This window comes from Micromonospora inaquosa, from assembly GCF_003857055.1.
GTDB lineage: Bacteria > Actinomycetota > Actinomycetes > Mycobacteriales > Micromonosporaceae > Micromonospora > Micromonospora inaquosa.
Map to the genome: position 1 here is coordinate 1 of NZ_QGSZ01000196.1, position 17,320 is coordinate 17,320.

Annotated in this window: 16 protein-coding genes; 10 read left to right on the top strand and 6 right to left on the bottom strand. The window is 71.7% G+C overall.

All coding sequences use genetic code 11. The annotated features are described in order from the left end of the window. Positions 1–56: 56 nt before the first annotated feature. The 5 genes from DLJ59_RS13035 to DLJ59_RS13055 all read left to right on the top strand — a co-directional run bounded on the left by DLJ59_RS13035 (position 57) and on the right by DLJ59_RS13055 (position 4,914). Positions 57–575, top strand: a complete 519-nt coding sequence (locus DLJ59_RS13035; protein ID WP_244235994.1) for a WhiB family transcriptional regulator — start codon at positions 57–59, stop codon at positions 573–575. 66 nt (positions 576–641) lie between these two features. Continuing rightward, complete coding sequence (locus tag DLJ59_RS13040; protein ID WP_124772778.1) at positions 642–941, top strand: hypothetical protein; 300 nt, start codon at positions 642–644, stop codon at positions 939–941. Then, positions 938–2,203: a tyrosine-type recombinase/integrase gene (locus tag DLJ59_RS13045; protein WP_124772779.1), complete on the top strand. Its 1,266-nt coding sequence runs from the start codon at positions 938–940 to the stop codon at positions 2,201–2,203. The genes DLJ59_RS13040 and DLJ59_RS13045 overlap by 4 nt, the downstream gene beginning before the upstream one ends. Positions 2,204–2,407: 204 nt before the next feature. Further along, positions 2,408–3,259, top strand: coding sequence for a DUF308 domain-containing protein (locus tag DLJ59_RS13050; RefSeq protein ID WP_124772780.1), 852 nt, complete (start codon positions 2,408–2,410; stop codon positions 3,257–3,259). Positions 3,260–3,417: 158 nt separating this feature from the next. Then, positions 3,418–4,914: an alpha,alpha-trehalose-phosphate synthase (UDP-forming) gene (locus DLJ59_RS13055; RefSeq protein WP_244235996.1), complete on the top strand. Its 1,497-nt coding sequence runs from the start codon at positions 3,418–3,420 to the stop codon at positions 4,912–4,914. A 19-nt stretch (positions 4,915–4,933) separates the two neighbouring features. Here DLJ59_RS13055 and DLJ59_RS13060 read toward each other — a convergent pair whose 3' ends face one another. From DLJ59_RS13060 to DLJ59_RS13085, 6 genes are all read right to left on the bottom strand, one after another. Then, positions 4,934–5,728 carry an alpha/beta hydrolase gene (locus tag DLJ59_RS13060; RefSeq protein ID WP_124772815.1) on the bottom strand — a complete coding sequence of 265 codons (795 nt, stop codon included), beginning with the start codon at positions 5,726–5,728 and terminating at the stop codon, positions 4,934–4,936. 76 nt (positions 5,729–5,804) lie between these two features. Next, positions 5,805–7,211 carry a flavin-containing monooxygenase gene (locus DLJ59_RS13065; RefSeq protein WP_124772782.1) on the bottom strand — a complete coding sequence of 469 codons (1,407 nt, stop codon included), beginning with the start codon at positions 7,209–7,211 and terminating at the stop codon, positions 5,805–5,807. 117 nt (positions 7,212–7,328) lie between these two features. Continuing rightward, on the bottom strand, positions 7,329–8,021 hold the full coding sequence (locus DLJ59_RS13070; RefSeq protein ID WP_124772783.1) for an endonuclease/exonuclease/phosphatase family protein: 693 nt from the start codon (positions 8,019–8,021) through the stop codon (positions 7,329–7,331). Positions 8,022–8,032: 11 nt separating this feature from the next. Further along, on the bottom strand, positions 8,033–8,980 hold the full coding sequence (locus tag DLJ59_RS13075; RefSeq protein WP_124772784.1) for an ROK family glucokinase: 948 nt from the start codon (positions 8,978–8,980) through the stop codon (positions 8,033–8,035). A 76-nt stretch (positions 8,981–9,056) separates the two neighbouring features. Further along, positions 9,057–9,761 carry a hypothetical protein gene (locus DLJ59_RS13080; RefSeq protein ID WP_124772785.1) on the bottom strand — a complete coding sequence of 235 codons (705 nt, stop codon included), beginning with the start codon at positions 9,759–9,761 and terminating at the stop codon, positions 9,057–9,059. 31 nt (positions 9,762–9,792) lie between these two features. Continuing rightward, positions 9,793–10,248 (bottom strand): SRPBCC family protein, encoded by a 456-nt coding sequence (locus DLJ59_RS13085; protein ID WP_124772786.1) that lies wholly within the window; start codon positions 10,246–10,248, stop codon positions 9,793–9,795. A gap of 118 nt (positions 10,249–10,366) precedes the next feature. On the opposite strand from DLJ59_RS13085, the gene DLJ59_RS13090 reads away from it, so the two are divergent. The 5 genes from DLJ59_RS13090 (at position 10,367) to DLJ59_RS13110 (ending at position 17,301) form a co-directional block, all read left to right on the top strand. Next, on the top strand, positions 10,367–12,181 hold the full coding sequence (locus DLJ59_RS13090; protein WP_124772787.1) for an AMP-dependent synthetase/ligase: 1,815 nt from the start codon (positions 10,367–10,369) through the stop codon (positions 12,179–12,181). 14 nt (positions 12,182–12,195) lie between these two features. Further along, complete coding sequence (locus tag DLJ59_RS13095) at positions 12,196–13,887, top strand: sensor histidine kinase (RefSeq protein ID WP_124772788.1); 1,692 nt, start codon at positions 12,196–12,198, stop codon at positions 13,885–13,887. Between the two features lie 7 nt (positions 13,888–13,894). Next, positions 13,895–14,563, top strand: coding sequence for a response regulator transcription factor (locus DLJ59_RS13100; RefSeq protein ID WP_030337723.1), 669 nt, complete (start codon positions 13,895–13,897; stop codon positions 14,561–14,563). Between the two features lie 190 nt (positions 14,564–14,753). Continuing rightward, on the top strand, positions 14,754–15,563 hold the full coding sequence (locus DLJ59_RS13105; RefSeq protein WP_124772789.1) for an SAM-dependent methyltransferase: 810 nt from the start codon (positions 14,754–14,756) through the stop codon (positions 15,561–15,563). 79 nt (positions 15,564–15,642) lie between these two features. Next, the gene (locus tag DLJ59_RS13110; protein ID WP_244235997.1) at positions 15,643–17,301 is read left to right on the top strand and encodes a putative bifunctional diguanylate cyclase/phosphodiesterase; all 1,659 of its coding nucleotides are present in this window, start codon (positions 15,643–15,645) and stop codon (positions 17,299–17,301) included. The last annotated feature ends 19 nt before the right edge of the window (positions 17,302–17,320 follow it).

Consider the following 17,320-nt stretch of genomic DNA (forward strand, 5'->3'; position numbering starts at 1 on the left):
ACTACGCGTCTCGTGGGCTCGGAGATGTGTATAAGCGACCGCCCCAGGAGCAACAGTTGACCAAGCAGCGCAGCCGGGACCCCCTCGACGTTTGGCACCAGCCGGGTCGGCTGCTGCCGAAATTCGTGGGTCAGCCTGGCCAAGCGTGCGCAGACAGTGACACCAGATTGTTTTTTCTCGAATCAACAGAACGCGCCGCGAAAGCGATCTGCAACACCGCTCCCTGCCGGTGGCGGGCCGAGTGTCTGCAATTCGTGTTGCAAATGACCGCCGATAGAGACCGATATGGCGTGTGGGGCGGCACCACCCCGGAAGAACGTCGCCTCTTGCGGCGCGAGCGAGCCACCAGAAGGTTCGCACGGGACGCAGCTCAGGTCGCACGGGGCGCAGCACAGTGCGTCGAATTGTGGAATCAGGGCTGGCTCATCGGTGATATTGCACACCATCTGGGGATCAGCTACGCCGAAGTCTATGAAGCGATTGACCAAGCAGGCGTCACTTACGCGATGGTCACCGAACGAAACGAGCAAGCCCAACGCAACACCGATCAGGCACCAACCGCGCAGCCCCAATAGAAGACGGCCCCGGGACGGTGCACCACCACCAACCCGGGGCCTTGACCGCCTAACAGGAGGCGACCCGTGGACAACCTACCCACCAGCACGAACTACCCAGTCCCCCGCCACGAACCCGACGACCACCGGCTGTCGTACGGCCTGCTGCTCGACCTGCGGGTCGTCCTGCTGCGGCACGGCTACCCCGAACTGACCAGCGCCGACCTCGCGGAGCTGATGAACGCCATCGACAGCTTCGCCTACGGCCCCCGACCGGCAGCCGCCGAGTACGGGCACGACCAGGACACCCCCGCCGGGCAGCCCCTCCCGGCAGGAGTCGAAGGCACCCCGATCAACACCCGCAAGACCAGGAGGAACCAGCGGTGAAGCGGTCGTTCGTGTACCGCAAGCAGCATGTCCCCGGGGTGTACCAGCGGTGCAACCGCGACTGCCCCGCCGACACCTGCAACGTCCACACCTGGTCGTACCACGTGGTCCTGCCCGCCAAGGACGGCCGGCGACCGCAGCTCACCAAGGGCGGCTTCCCGAACGGTCGGGAGGCGATGAAAGCCCGCGAGGAAGCCGCCAACGCCGGGCGCAACGGGAAGACCAGCAGCAAACCCAAACTGACCTTCGGCGATTGGGCGGACCGGTGGCTCGCCGGGAAGGTCGAACGCGGGGAGTTGCGCCCGTCCAGCCACACCGCCCACTTGACGGCCCTCGGCCACCTCAAGCGGTACCTCGGGAGCAAGAAGCTCAAGAGCCTGACCAGCCAGGACCTGACCGAGACCTACACCGCGATCATCCGAGACCGGCGGGTCGAGATCGAAAAGGCGGCCAAGGTCGGCAAGAAGGCCGTCGGAGCAAACGGGCAGACCCTCCGGCCGATCTCCCCGGCCAGCATCACCCGGGTTCACAGCGTCGCCAACGGGTGCCTGCGGGACGCCGCCGACGCGAAGTTCATCGACCACAACCCCGCCGCGACCGCGAAGAAGCCGAAGTACCAGGCACCGAAGATCAACCCGTGGGCACCCGCCCAGGCGCGGCAGTTCCTGGACTTCCTCGCCGGCAACGCCGACCGGCTGAACCCGTTGATCCACCTCGCGATCCACACCGGGTTGCGCCGGGGGGAGCTGCTCGGGCTCGGCTGGGCGGACGTCGATTTGGACGCCGGGACCGCCCGGGTGTGGCGGCAGCGGGTGACCGTCAAGGGGGAAGTCTTCGTGGTCGACCAGACCAAGACCGACGCCGGGGACCGGGTAGTCCCGCTGTTCGCTGACACGGTCGCCGTCTTGCGGCAGTGGCGGGCGCAGCAGAACCGGGAGCGGCTGGCGTGGGGGCCGGCTTGGAATGACGGCGGGTGGGTGTTCACCCGGGAGGACGGGCAGCCCCTGTACCCGGACACGGTCGGGCGGGCGTTCCGGAAGCGCACCGAGCAGGCCGGTCTCCCCCGGCTGCGGTTCCACGACCTGCGACACACGTTCGCGTCGATCGCGCTCAACGCCGATGTGTCGATGCCGGTCCTGTCGAAGGTGATGGGACACACCAACCCGAACTTCACGACCAAGCAGTACACCCACCTGTCCCCGGAGAAGCACAGCGAGGCCATGCGAGCAGTCGGCGAGAAGGTGCGCAGCGCCGCCGGCTGAACCCGCCGAATAGCAAGCGAATAGCAAAAACCGACAAAGAGCCCCTGCCGTGACCAGCGGCAGGGGCTCTGACTTTGGAAGACGCGACACAACGCACTCCCGGAACCATGCCCTGACGTGTCACGATTCAGAGCACGGCGTGCGGACGGGGCGTCGAAGGGCAGCGGTGGCCGCGCCGGAAGGCGCGTTAAGGGGGATGTCCGGGTGTCAGCGGGTGGGGCCCGCCGGGGACGGCGGGACAACGGGCTCGACGCGAACGAGTACGCCGTCGTCGGCGACGTCGATCCGCGCGTCGGTGAGCACCTGCTCGACGTGCTGGCCGCCGGTGGGATCGCCGCCTACCTTCAACCCTCCGCCGACCTCAACCCGGTCACCCGCACCACCACCGTGCCGGCCCGGCCGGTCGACCGGCTCTACGTCGACCGCTCGCATCTGACCACCGCACGGGACTACCTGACCCAGCTCGCCGACGAGACCGCTGTCGAGCAGCCGCCGGCCCGCGACGAACCGGACATCGACGCCGAGTGGGCACGGATCATCGCCGGCTTCCACACCACCTCCACGCCCGGTGATCACCCGTGGCCGGCCTCCGAGGACATCGACGAACGGGACACCCGGGACGAGCCGACCACCGGCCCGCTGACCCGCTCCAGCACCGACGAGCCGGGTCCGACCGCCACCGACGTTCGCCGGCTACCGTCCGCCACGGACATTTCCGGGATCTCCGTGGGGCGCGGCACCCGACCCGACGAGCCCTCGCTGCTCGACGGGCTGGACACCTTCGGCGCCGACCTGCCCGACGACGAGGACGACGAGGGTTACCACCCGCCGCCACCGCCGCCGCTGCCGCGGGTCAGCAAGTACGCGGTGATCGGCACGCTCGGGGTGGTCGTCGGGTTCGTGCTGTTCCTCTTCCCGTGGCTGCTCCCGATCGACCGCTCGGCTGTCACGCTGTTCGGGTTCACCGGCATCCTGGCCGGTTTCGTCACGCTGGTCTGGCGACTGCGCCCCGGCGACGAGGACGACGACGACCCGGACAACGGCGCCGTCGTCTGACGTCGGCCCGCATCCCGGGACAGCAGCGCCCCGCCGGGGGCGTAACAGTGGTGTAACTTACTGTCAGTAGGAATACCGCTGTACGTCACTTCCCCCGCTGACTGACCGGTTTTCCCTTGCTCGCGGCGGTCAGTCCTCTGCTGATCGGAATGCCCGAGATGCGACAGAGTTCTCTCGTGGTGGTGGCCAACCGCCTCCCCATCGACGACAATCAGGCGCCCGACGGGGCCTGCGAGTGGCGGCGAAGCCCAGGCGGGTTGGTCAGCGCACTGCACCCGCTCCTGCGGCACACGCCGGCGACCTGGGTCGGCTGGGCCGGCGGCACCGGGCCGGCCCCCTCGCTGCCGGACGTCGACGGCGTGCGGATGCAGACCGTCGCGCTCAGCCCGGAAGACCTGCGCGACCACTACGAGGGGTTCGCCAACGCCACCCTCTGGCCGCTCTACCACGACGCGGTGGAGCAACCGCAGCACCACCGCCGGTGGTGGGAGGCGTACCAGCGGGTCAACCAGCGCTTCGCCGAGGCGACCGCGGAGGTGGCCGAGCCGGGCGGGGTGGTCTGGGTGCAGGATTACCACCTGCAACTGGTCCCCGGTCAGCTCCGCGCGCTCCGCCCGGACCTGCGCATCGGGTTCTTCCTGCACGTGCCGTTCCCGCCGCCGGAACTTTTCATGCAACTGCCCCGCCGGGCCGAACTGCTGCGCGGCATGCTCGGCGCCGACCTGGTCGGCTTTCAACGAGTGCAGGCGGCGCACAACTTCGCCCAACTGGTGACCCGGGTGCTGGAGCTGCCGGCCACCGACCGACGGATCGGCATCGACGGCCGGGTCGTCCGCATCGGCGCGTTCCCCGTCTCCATCGACACCGCCGAGATGGCCGCGCTCGCCAGCCGCCCGGACGTGGCCGCTCGGGCCCACCGGCTCCGACAGGACCTCGGCGACCCCCGCCAGGTGGTCCTCAGCGTGGACCGGATGGACTACACCAAGGGCATCGAGCAGCGCCTCAAGGCGTACAGCGAGTTGCTCGCCAGCGGCGACGTCAAGGTCCGCGACACGGTGCTGGTGCAGGTCGCCATGCCGAGCCGGGAACGCGTCGGCCAGTACCAGATCCTGCGCGAACGCATCGAACGCGAGGTCGGCCGGATCAACGGCGAGTTCGGCCGGGTCGGCGAGCCGGCCATCCACTACCTCACCCAGCCCTTCGACCGGGCCGAGCTGGCCGCGCTCTACCGGGTCGCCGACGTGATGGCGGTGACCCCGTTGCGCGACGGAATGAACCTGGTCGCCAAGGAGTACGTGGCCGCGCGGGTCGACGACACCGGCGCTCTGCTGCTCAGCGAGTTCGCCGGCACCGCCGCGGAGCTGTCCCAGGCGTACCTGGTCAACCCGCACGACCTGGAAGGGCTCAAGCAGGGCCTGCGGGCGGCGCTGCGGGCCAGCCCGGCCGACACCACCCAGCGGATGCGGGCCATGCGCGCCCACCTGCACCAGCACGACATCCGGGCCTGGGCCCGCTCCTACCTGCGCGCCCTGGACGAGGGCGGTGCCCTGATCAATCGCCTGACCAGCCCCGACACCGGCTCCGACGGCACCGCACGGGTGCCCCGGCCGGCCACCCCGACCGGCAGCCCGGCCGCCCACCAGGCCGGCGGCTGACCACGGTCGACCCGGCCGCTCAGTGTGCCGCCGGCTCCTTCTCCAGCCAGTCCAGGATCGCGTCGATCGGCTCCGCCCACCGCGCGTCCAACATCAGGTCGTGGCCCATCCCGGGGAAGAGCAACGGGGCCGACCCGTACCGGCGGGCCACCCGGGTCAACGTCGACGCCGGCACCACCCGGTCGTCCGGGCTGCCCAGCACCAGCACCGGGGGCGCACCCACGGCCGGCTCGGCCGCCGGATCACCCAGCAGCGCCCACTGCGCCCGCCGACCCGCCCGACCGAGGCGTCCGACGTACCGCCGGGCCTCCTCGTCGGGCAACTCGCGGCTGAACAGCTGCCCCCGGTTGAGCCGCAACGGCCCGCCGAACACCGCCGGCAGCGTCCCTGCCGGGTTGCGGCGCAACGCCGCGCCCAACACACCCCAACCGCCGAAGACCGGCGCCACCAGCACCGCGCCCCGCGCCGGGTAGCGGGCCAACGCGTGCGCCACCACCAGGGCCCCGGCGCCGTGCCCCACCAGCACCGCCTGCCGCGGCAGGCTCGCCGCCACCTGGACCACATCGTGGGCGTACGCCCGCAGCGTCGCCTCCGGCGCCGGCTCGCTGCCACCGTGCCCGCGCAGGCTCATCGCGTACGCCGGGAACCCCCGCGACGCGGCGTGACCCAACCAGTGCTCGGCGAACGCCCACGCGCCGTGCCCGAACCCGGGAACGAAGAGCAGCGGCGGACGCCCCTGCTCCAGCTCGGGGATCGCGCTGAGCACCTCCCGCCGGGCCGGCCGGACCGGGCGGAACCACTCCCGGCCCCGCATGATCCGCAGCTCACTCGCGCTCACGGTGCAGACCTTTCGTTCGCGACTGCGGGGCTCGCAAGCTCACTCCTCGCGCTCACTTGCCCTCCAGCTCGACCAGGGCGCGCTGAACGGCGCGCAGATAGTCGGCGTGCCCGACCTCGAACCAGTGCCGGCTGCTCTCCTTCACCGGCCCGGAGTACCGCTCCCCGGCCCGGTCCCGCACCCGCTGCGCGAACGCCGCAGCCCGTTCCGGCCGGTCCCGACGGGCCGTGAGCAGTCGGGCGAAGAGCACCGTCTGCCAGTGCGACAGGGTGAACAGCCCGGAGTCCGGTTGCAGCAGGCCGGCTACCGCCAACGTCGGATGCCCCGGGGTGAACGCGTTGAGCCACAGCGTGGGCCGACCCGCGCCCGCGCTGTCACCGAACACCGACGCGTCGAGGAACTCGAAGCGCGGCAGGTAACCGGTGGCGAAGACGACCACCTCGGGGTCGATCTCACGACCGTCGGCCAACTCCACCGCGTACGGGTGGAAACGGGCGACGTCCGGCACCGGGCCGATCCCGCCGTGGCCCACGTAGTAGACGAGCTGACTGTTCGCGATCGGGTGCGTCTCGTACACCCGGTGGTCGGGCTTGGGCAGGCCGAAGCGGGTCAGGTCGCCGACGGTCAACCGCAGCGTCCAGTGGTAGAGCCACTGGCGTACCCGCAGCGGCACCCGCAGCGCCAACAGGGTGTCGTTGACCTGGTCGGCGGGCCGGCCGAGGACGTACTTCGGCGCGTACCAGTAGCCACGCCGGGTGGAGTGCCAGCAGCGCGACGCCTGCTGGGCGGCCTCGACGGCGATGTCGCAGCCGGTGTTGCCGGCGCCGACCACCAGCACCCGCTTGCCGCGCAGCTGCGCCGGGTCCTTGTAGGACGAGGCGTGCATGATCTCGCCACGGAACTGTTCGAGGCCCTCGTAGCGGGGCAGCTTCGGCGACCAGTTGTGGCCGTTGGCGATCACCACGGCGGCGTACCGGGCGGTGCGCTCGGGGCCGTACCCGCCGGTGGACCGGGTGGTCACGTCCCACCGCTCCCCCTCGACCGGCTCGACCCGGATCACCTCGGTGCCGAACCAGATGTGCGAGCGCAGGTCGAAGTGGTCGGCGTACCGCTCGAAGTACGACAGCACCTGACCGTGGTGCGGGTAGTCCGGCCAGGAGTCCGGCATCGGGAAGTCGGGGAACTGGGTGAACGGCTTCGACGAGATCAGGTGGGTGCTGGCGTACACCGGGCTGCGGTCGTGCCGCCAGTTCCAGGCGCCGCCGACGCCCGTCTCCCGCTCGTAGCAGTCCACGCCGAACCCGTGCTCACGCAGGTTCTTGATGGCCGTCAGGCCGCTGGCCCCGGCCCCGATGACGCAGACGGTGTCGCCCCGGTCGGAGACCGGGCGGCCGTCGCTGTTCGCCGTGGGCGAGGTCGCCTCCGGGTCGGGCCGGCCGTGGTCGGTGGAGGTGGACACCGGGGACATCTCCTTTTGGTACGGCAGGCGTGCCGGTCGCCGCGAAATCCTCTCCACAACCGAGCCGGATGTCCAGTCCTGGGACCGACGCGTCGACGCTCGGGCGGGGCTCGGAGGTCAGCCGGTGGCGGGCAGGAGCAGGTCGACCAGGACCGGGAAGTGGTCGCTGGCCCGGCGGGTCTGCGGGGTGTCCACCACGTCGTAGTCGACCACTGTGATCCGCGGGTCGACGAAGAGCGCGTCGATGCGTCGGCGCGGGTCGGCGCAGGGGAAGGTGAGCCGCTCGGCCCGGTCGGCCGCCACCGCGGCGTCGGTCAACCCGCGCGACACGGTGGCCCAGGCGGGCCCGTCCGGGCCCTCGTTGAGGTCCGCCCCGGCCAGCACCGGGCTGGTCGCCGCGTCCAGGCCACGCTTGAACTCGGCGGCCTGGGAGGGCCGCTCGGCCGGGTCGGTGGACAGATGCGAGCCGGCGAGGGTGAACTGGGCGTCACCGACCCGGCAGTCGGCGTACGCGGCGCCGCGCAGGTGCCGGCCGGGGGTCAGCGGGAATCGCTGACAGCGGGTGCCGCGCACCTGGACCCGCAGGCTGGTCAGGAGCAGGTTGCCCAGGGCGGGCAGTCCACCGGCGGCCACCACCAGACCGAACGACTCGGCCAACGTGGCGGACTTCTGCCGCCACCGGAACCGGCGCGGCCCCTCCTGCACGATCACCACGTCCGGCGTCGCGGCCCGGACCACCGCGGCCAGCGCGGCGGTGTCGTCGCGCTGACTGTGGATGTTGTACGACACCACGCGCAGCGGCACACCCATTCCGGCCCGCCTCAGATCCGGCGGGCCAGGTCAGCCGCGCCGATCACCCCGGCGCTGTTGCCCAGCTCCGCCGGGAGCACCTCGGCCACCGGCAGGCGACCGCGCTGGGCGAGCGCGTCGAGGTACGAGCGGCGGGTGGGGCCGAGCAGCAGGTCACCGGCGTCGATGACGCCGCCGCCGACCACCAGGGTCTGCGGGTCGAGGATCTGCGCCATGTCGGCGAGGCTGGTGCCCAGCCAGCGGCCGATCTGGGCGAACGCCTCGGTGGAGACCGGGTCGCCGCCCTGGGCGGCAGCGGTCACCATCGGGCCGGTGATCGCCTCGGCCTCACCGCCGGCCAGCTTCAGCAGGGCGGTGGCCCGGTTGGGCTCCTGCCGGGCGCCGGCCCGGGCGAACCGGACCAGGGCGCTGCCGCTGGCGTACTGCTCGATGCAGCCCAGCCGGCCGCAACCGCACTGGTGCCCGTCCGGCACGGCCAGCATGTGGCCCAGCTCCGCGGCGATGCCGTGCGCGCCGCGCATCAGATCGCCTCCGAGCACGATGCCGCCGCCCACACCGGTGCCGATGGTGAACATGATCATTGAGTCGTCGGCGTCGCGGGCCGCGCCGTAGCGGAACTCGGCCCACGCGGCGACGTTCCCGTCGTTCTCCACGATCACGGGCAGACCGACGGCCTCACTGACGTACTCGCGCAGCGGCTCGTCACGCCAGGCCAGGTTGGGGGCGAAGAGCACTGTCGAACGGCTGGCGTCGATCCAACCGGCCGCGCCGATGCCGACGGCCTCGATGGTCCGCCCGCTGGCCAGCTCGGCGACCAGCTCGATGATGACGTCGCGGGTCTTGGCGACGTCATCGGCGGGAGTGTCCCGTCGGGTCTGCACGAGGACCTTGCCGGTGTCGTCAACGACACCGCCGGCCACCTTCGTGCCACCGACGTCGACTCCGATGGTCAGCGTCACCGCTGCCGCCCCCCTCTGCTGTGCTGTCCGGCCCAGGTCCCGGCCCACTGCCGGTCCGGGTCGGAATGTCCCGCGCTCAGGCGCCGTCGCCCGATGCTTCCGCGTCGGCGTCATCGGGCACCCGCGAGGCGGGCACCACGGGACGGGTGGTCGGTGCCGGTACGGTCGCCGACCCGGCCTCGTCGACGGGTGGTGCGGCGGCCGGGGCGAGTGGGTCCGCCGTCCGGGTGGCGACCGACCAGACATCCCGCTCCGGCGCCGGCTGAGAATCATGCCCGCTACGGGTGGCATCGCGCCACACGTGGTCGTCGCCGGTCGCGGTGGACGGGGTGCTCAGGGCCGGCTCGGGGAGCACGTCGTCGGTGCTCGCGGCGGGTGCCGGCGTTGGCGGGGCGGTCCGCTCGGCGGCCGGCTCGGCGGGGCTCGGCGCGGCCGGTTCCGGCGGGGAGAACGCGCGGAGCAGGCTGGCGACGCCCGCGGCGAGGTCACCGGCGCCGGTCGCGAGGCGTTCGGCGAATTCCGGACTCGGGTCCCGCAACGCGGCGATGCCCCGACAGACCGGGCAGACGCAGCATTCGGCCGAACCGGTGGCGAAAGCACCACCTGCGCCGGAACGTCCGTCGGGGCCTGCGCTGTGACCGAGGACACCGGACAACATCCCGCCCAACGAGCCGAACGCGCCGCCCGCCGAGCCGGCGGAGGCCAGTCGCGCCCCCGCCAGCAGAGTGGCGACCAGTCGCTCCGCCTCTTCCCGGGCCGAACCCGGATCCGTTCCGCCCACCGTCGGCTCCTCTACCGTGCCACCGGACACGTCACTGCGCCGCACCGGTTGCTTCTACCCGGCGCTTGAGCTGCTTCAACGCGGTGTCCATGATCATCTTTTCGGCTTTGCGCCGAAACATCCCGAGCATTCCGACCGACAGCTCGACCTCCAGCGTGTAGGTCACCGTGGTGCTGCCGTCCGGGTTACCCACCAGGTCGTACGAACCACGCTGGGCCTTCTGCATCTTCGAGGGGGCGACCAGGTACCACTCGATCCGGGACAGATCCTCGGCGTACTCGTAGGCGAGCACGTACTCGTCGGCCATCACCCCGGCATCGATGGTGAAATGCACCTGACTGGCGTAGCCGTCCTCGTACTCCTCGACGACCTCGGCCCGGCGCACCGCGTCGGTCCACTCCGGGTAGCGCGCGAAGTCGCAGATGACCGCCGTCACCCGATCCGGTGCGGCGCCGATGATGATCGACTGGGTGGAGGAGTCCGCCATGGGGGGAGGCTACCCGCCTCCTGCTTGTCCTACCCCGACCGCCCGCCGGGTAGGTTTCGACACATGCCGACGCCACGGCGGCAGCCAGCCCGGCCAGTACGAGCACGAAGGAGTGCAGGTGCGCGAGTTTTCCGTCCCGCCGATCGTCACCGTTGGCGACGCGGCCAACCTCACCGATCCGGTCTGGGACAACGCCGAAGTCGCGCCCGACACCATCCAGTTCGCCCGCCCCACCCCGAGCACCGACGGCACCATCACCGCCTGGACCGAGGTGACCTGCCTCCAGTTCCGCGACGAGGTGGCCGCCGTGGCCCGCGGGCTGATCGCCGCCGGCATCGAGCCGGGTGTCCGCGTCGCTCTGATGAGCCGCACCCGCTACGAGTGGACGCTGCTGGACTACGCCATCTGGACCGTCGGCGCGGTGACCGTGCCGATCTACGAGACGTCCAGCGCCGAGCAGGCCGCGTGGATCCTCGAGGACTCCAACGCGGTCGCCGCGGTGATCGAGACCGAGGCGCACGCCGCTCTGCTCGCCGGGGTCCGGCACCGGCTGCCCGAGCTGGGCCAGGTCTGGCAGATCGACGGCGGTGGGGTCGACGAGCTGGTCACGACCGGCGCAACGGTCGAGCTGGCCGAGGTCGAGCGGCGACGCAAGGCCGTCCGGGCCGGTGACCTGGCCACGATCATCTACACCAGCGGCACCACCGGCCGGCCCAAGGGCTGCGTACTCACCCACCGCAACATGTACGCCGACATCGCCAACGCGGTGCCGGTGCTGCCGAACCTGTTCAACGCCGGCGCGAGCACCCTGCTCTTCCTTCCGCTGGCGCACGCCTTCGCCCGACTCATCCAGATCGGCGTCGTGCAGGCGCGGGCCACCATGGCGCACTGCGCCGACACCAAGAACCTGGTCGCCGAGCTGCAGGCGTTCCGGCCGACCTTCGTGCTCTCCGTACCCCGGGTGTTCGAGAAGGTCTACAACGCCGCCAAGCAGAAAGCCGAGGCGGACGGCAAGGGCGGCATCTTCGCCCGCGCCGAGCAGGTCGCCATCGCGTACAGCGAGGCTCTGGAGTCCTCGGGCGGGCCAAGCCTGGCGCTCCGCGCCCAGCACGTGGTCTTCGACCGGCTGGTCTACCGCAAGCTGCGCGCCGCGCTCGGCGGACGCTGCCGGGACGCGATCTCCGGCGGCGCGCCACTCGGCGCCCGGCTCGGCCACTTCTTCCGGGGGATCGGCGTGACGGTCTCGGAGGGCTACGGCCTCACCGAGACCTCGCCCGCCGCCGCCGCGAACCTGCCCACCGGCACCCGGATCGGCACCGTCGGCCGTCCGCTGCCCGGCGTGACAGTGCGGATCGAGGACGACGGCGAGATCCTGATCTCCGGCGATCTGATCTTCCAGGGTTACTGGCGCAACGAGACGGCGACCGCGGAGACGATCAGTGCCGACGGCTGGCTCCGCACCGGCGACCTGGGCCAGCTCGACTCCGACGGCTACCTGAGCATCACCGGCCGCAAGAAGGAGCTGATCGTCACCGCAGGCGGCAAGAACGTCGCCCCGGCGGTGCTGGAGGACCTGGTCCGGGCTCATCCGTTGATCAGCCAGTGCGTCGTGGTCGGTGACCGGAAGCCGTTCATCGCGGCGCTGGTCACCGTCGACGAGGAGGCGCTGCCAGCCTGGCTGGAGAGCGCCGGGTTGTCCCTCGACACCCCCGTCGAGCGGCTGCGCGAACACGAGGCCCTCCGCAAGGAGATCCAGACCGCGATCGACGCCGCGAACCAGGCCGTATCAAAGGCCGAAGCGATCAAAGTGTTCCGGATCCTGCCCCACGACTTCACCGAGGCGACCGGCGAGCTGACCCCGTCGCTCAAGGTCAAGCGCCAGGTTGTCCACAAGACGTACGCGGCGGAGATCGCCGATATCTACCGAGGCTGACTACCATCCGTCACGTGCCCGCATCGACAGCAACCGCACCGCACCCGCATCCCCTCGCCGCGGCCGCCCGCCTGGTGATGCTGGCGCTGATCGCCGTCCTGACCCTGTTCGCCACCCACGACGTCGCCCAGCTGTGGTGGATCGCGTTGCTGGCGGTGGCCGGGCTGCCGTCGCTGCTGGCACCGCAGCACCGGCTGGTCGGTCCGCTGAGTCGGGTGGCGGAGGTGGTGGTGCTGGGGCTGGCCGCGAGCCACGTCGCCGCGGTGGCGTCCATCGGCGGCACGGTCGACGGCCTGGGCGCGTCGGCGGTGCTGCCCTACCTGGCGGTCCCGGTGACCGTCACCGCGCTGCGCCGCCGCTTCCGCGAGGGTGCCGCCCTGCTCGTGGTCACCGCCGCGACGCTGCTGGTCAGCGGCGCGGTGACCCGGGTCGACGGTGGGCCCCAGCTCGGCCAGGCGGGTTACCTCGCGGTCTGCGCGCAGTGGTTGATCCTGGCGGCGCTGGGGCTGTACGCCGCCGGCACGCTGCACCGGGTGATGGCGGTCCGCGGTGAGGGCAAACCCCAGCCGTACGCCGAGGCCACCCGGCTGCTGACCCAGTTGCGTACGGTGGCCCGGCAGCTGCCCGGGGCGACCCTGGATCCGGGCGGCATCTCCGAGCACCTGCTGGAGGAGCTGCGCACGGTGGCCCGCGCGGATCGGGGCGCGGTGCTGTCGGCCAGCGGCGGCGGTCGGCTCGTGGTGCTCGCCCAGGCCGGCGTCGACCGGGTGGACTGGGAGACGACGCTGGACGCGGACTCGGCGATCGCCGACGCCTGGGCCACCCAGCAGGCCACCACGGCCGCCCGGTCGCAGTCGCGCTCGCACCGCGGCGCGGAGGTGTCCGCGCTGATCATTCCGCTGGTCGCCGGGGTGCGCACGGTGGGGCTGGTGGTGCTGGAGGCCGACGCCGCGCAGGCGTACCCGCCACCGGTGGTGTCCCAGGTGACCGCGCTGACCCGACCGGCCGCGCTGCGGCTGGAGGCGGCGCTGCTCTTTGACGAGGTGCGCTCGCTGGCCACCAACGAGGAGCGGCAGCGGCTGGCCCGGGAGATCCACGACGGGGTTGCGCAGGAACTGGTGATGGTCGGCTACGGCATCGACAACGCCCTGGCCACCGTGTTTGACGACGCCGACGAGACCGCCGAGGCCCTGCGTACGCTGCGCGGCGAGGTGACCCGGGTGATCCAGGAACTGCGACTGAGTCTCTTCGAGTTGCGCAGCGAGGTGGATCGGCAGGGCGGGTTGGCCGCGGCGATCGCGGAGTACGCGCGGACCGTGGGCGCGTCCGGTGGGCTGCGGGTGCACCTCTCGCTGGACGAGTCCACCGCCCGGCTGCCGGCCGCCACGGAGGCTGAGTTGCTGCGCATCGCGCAGGAGGCGGTGACCAACGCGCGCAAGCACGCCGGGGCGTCGAATTTGTGGGTCACTTGTGAGGTGGACCCCCCCTACGCGCAAATAGAAGTGTCGGATGACGGTCAGGGGATGGCTGACCAGCGCCCGGACGGGCGGTACGGTCTTGCGATCATGGCCGAGAGGGCGGAACGTATCCGGGGCCGGTTGGAGATCAGGCCGCGGCAACCCAGCGGCACGACCGTGGCGGTGGTTCTCGGCACCTCGGCCCGGCGCGATAACGTGCGCGGCAGCGCAGCACCAGAAGGGGAGTAACCCGAGGATGACCACAAGTCCGATACCGGCCACCCGTACCAAGGTCCTCCTTGTCGACGATCATGACCTGATTCGCAAGGGTTTGCGGCACGCCTTCGAGCGCGACCGCCAGTTCGAGGTCGTCGGTGAGGCGGCCACGGCGGCAGAAGGAGTACGCCAGGCCGGCGCCTTGCAGCCGGACGTGGTGATCATGGATCTGCGGCTGCCCGACGGCAGCGGCCTGGAGGCCACCCGGGCGCTGCGCAAGTCCAGCGCGTCGATGGGCATCGTGGTGCTGACCATGTACGCCGGCGACGATCAGCTCTTCGGCGCCCTGGAGGCGGGCGCGAGCGCCTTCGTGCCGAAGACCGCCCCGGCTGACGAGGTGGTGGCCGCCGCGCGGCACGCCGCCTCCTCCCCCAGCGCGTTCACCGCGGCCGACCTGGCCGAGGCGATGAAGCGTCGGCTCGCCCCGTCCGGTCCGCAGCTGTCTCCCCGGGAGGGGCAGGTGCTGCGGCTGCTCGCCGACGGGATGAGCGTGGCGGGCATCGCCAAGCAGCTGTTCGTCAGCGAGTCCACGGCGAAGACGCACATCTCCAAGCTCTACGAGAAGCTCGGCGCGGCCAACCGGGCTCAGGCCCTGATGACCGCACTCCGGCTCGGCCTGCTCGAGGCACCGGACGCGCCCAAGTTCTGACCTGCCTCCCGCTCGCCGAGCGGGATGTCGCGACCGACGGTCCGCGCCAGCTTCACCCTGGCGCGGACCGTCGCGCATCGACCGACGTCGGCGGGCAACCTCCGGCGCGCTATGGTCTGGCGTGCGTGGCGGGTGCACAATACCCGCGCGGGCGACGACGCTCGCGTCGCGGATTCGAGGGGTGAAACGCATGCAGCGGCCGGATTGGGCACCCGACACCATCGACATCGAGCGCCCGAGCGTCGCCCGGATGTACGACTACTACCTCGGTGGTTCGCACAACTTCGCCGCCGACCGGGCCGCAGCTCAGGCGATGGTCGCCGCGGTGCCCGAGGCGCCGCTGATGGCCCAGGCCAACCGTGCGTTTCTGCGGCGGGCCGTGCACCATCTGGCCGAGGCCGGGATCCGGCAGTTCCTCGACATCGGCTCGGGCATCCCGACCGTCGGCAACGTGCACGAGATCGCCCAGCAGCTCGACCCGCGGTCGCGAGTGGTCTATGTGGACGTCGACCCGGTGGCGGTGGCGCACAGCCGCGAGATCCTCGCCGGCAACGAGCAGGCCACGGTGGTGCAGGAGGACCTGCGCCACCCGGAGGCGATCCTGGCCCATCCGGACGTCCGTGAGCTGCTCGACCTGAGCCAACCGGTGGCCGTTATGGTCGTGGCCGTCCTGCACTTCGTCTCCGACGACGACCGGCCGGCGGAGCTGCTGCGGACGCTGCGGGACGCGTTGGCGCCCGGCAGCTACCTGGTGTTGTCACAGGCCAGCGACGACGGGCGCAGCGAGGACGAACGCGCCGAGGCGGAGCGGGTCTACCAGCGCACCGACAACCCGCTGTGGGTGCGCAGCCGCGCCGAGCTGACCGCGCTCTTCGACGGCTTCGAACTGCTCGACCCCGGCGTGGTCTGGGTGCCCCAGTGGCGACCGGACACTCCGGAGAGCGCGGAGGACGCCGAGCGCGCGGTCTTCATGGGCGGCGTCGGGCGCCTCGGTGACTGAGTCGCCGGGGGCGACCCCCCACCCGGGCACGTTCGCCCGGGCCTGGGCGAAGGCGGTCTCCGGCACCAGCTACCTACCGATGACCCAGGCCCAGTTGGAGTCCCTGCTGGACCGGCTCACCGCGGAACTGGCCAGCGCGTTGCTCACCGAGCCGTTCGACCTGCGGGCCGGGCACCGGGTCGGCGCCGAGTTGGTCGCCGCGCACATCGCCTCCGCCGAAGGGCTGGGCCGTACCGTCGAGGTCATCCAGCTCCGCCTGGTGCGCGACCTGGGGTTGGTGGCCGAGGAGGTCGAGGACCGGATGGCCCGGCTGTTGGCGGCCGTGGCGACCGGCTACGCCCGCGCGTTGCGCGACCGGACGCTCGACGAGCAGGAGTCGATCCGCCGCGCCGCGATGCGGGCCCGCACTCAGGCCGAGCGGGCGCTGCGGGCCAGCGAGGCGCGGTTCCGGCATCAGGCCACCCACGACCCGCTCACCGGCCTGCCCAACCGGACGCTGTTCACCGAGCGGCTCACCGCCGCGCTCAACGAGCCGGGTCGGGGCGCGCAACGGGTCGGGGTGTGCTTCCTGGACCTGGACCGCTTCAAGGTGGTCAACGACACCCTGGGTCACCAGATCGGTGACCTGCTGCTGGCCACGGTGGCGGAGCGGCTGCGCAAGGCCATGGGTGAGCACCTGGTGGCCCGGCTCGGCGGCGACGAGTTCGTCATCCTGGTGGAACAAACCGCCGGCACCGACGACATGGTCGCGCTGGCCGAGACGGCGCTCGCCGCGGTCCGCACACCGGCGCTGGTGGACGGGCACGAGCTGCAGATCTCGGCGAGCATCGGCATCGTCGAGCGCCAGGTGGCGGGGGCCAACCCCACGGATCTGATGCGGGCCGCCGACAGCACCCTGCACTGGGCGAAGTCCGCCGGTGGGGCGCGCTGGGCGCTCTACGACGCCGAACGCAACCAACGTGAACTGGCCCGCTACGCGCTTTCCGCGGCCATTCCGGCGGCGTTGGAGCGGGGCGAGTTCTACCTCGACTACCAGCCGCTGACCTCACTGCGCGATGGCAGCCTCGTCGGTGTGGAGGCGCTGGTGCGCTGGCGGCACCCCGAGTTGGGGGTGCTGCGCCCGGACAGCTTCATCGGGTTGGCCGAGGAGACCGGCCTGATCGTCCAGCTGGGCGGGTGGGTGCTGGCCGAGGCGTGCCGCGAGGCCGAGGCGTGGTCGGCCGGGGGCGCGGCGGCGCCGTTCGTCAGCGTCAACCTGGCGGTACGGCAGGTGCACCGGCCCGGGTTGGTGCAGGAGGTCCGCGCGCTGTTGCGACAGACCGGCCTGCCCCCGGAGCGGCTCCAGCTGGAGATCACCGAGAGCACGATGATGAGCACCGCCGAGGAGCCGGTACGCGCCCTGCGGGTCCTTGCCGACCTCGGGGTACGCATCGCCATCGACGATTTCGGCACCGGTTACAGCAACCTGGCGTACCTGCGGGACCTGCCGGTGACCGAGTTGAAGGTGGCCGGCGAGTTCGTGGCCGGTCTGCGGTCGTCCTCTGTCGGCCGCACCGACGAGCGGATCCTCGCCTCGCTGGTCTCGCTGGCGCACGCACTGGACCTGACCGTCACCGCCGAAGGGGTGGAGACCGCCGGGCAGGCCGAGCGGCTACGCGCGATCGGTTGCGACGCCGCCCAGGGCTGGCACTTCGGCCGCCCGGCCCCCGCCGATCGCATCATGGCGCGCATCCGCTGAACCTCCCGGGCCCGACCAC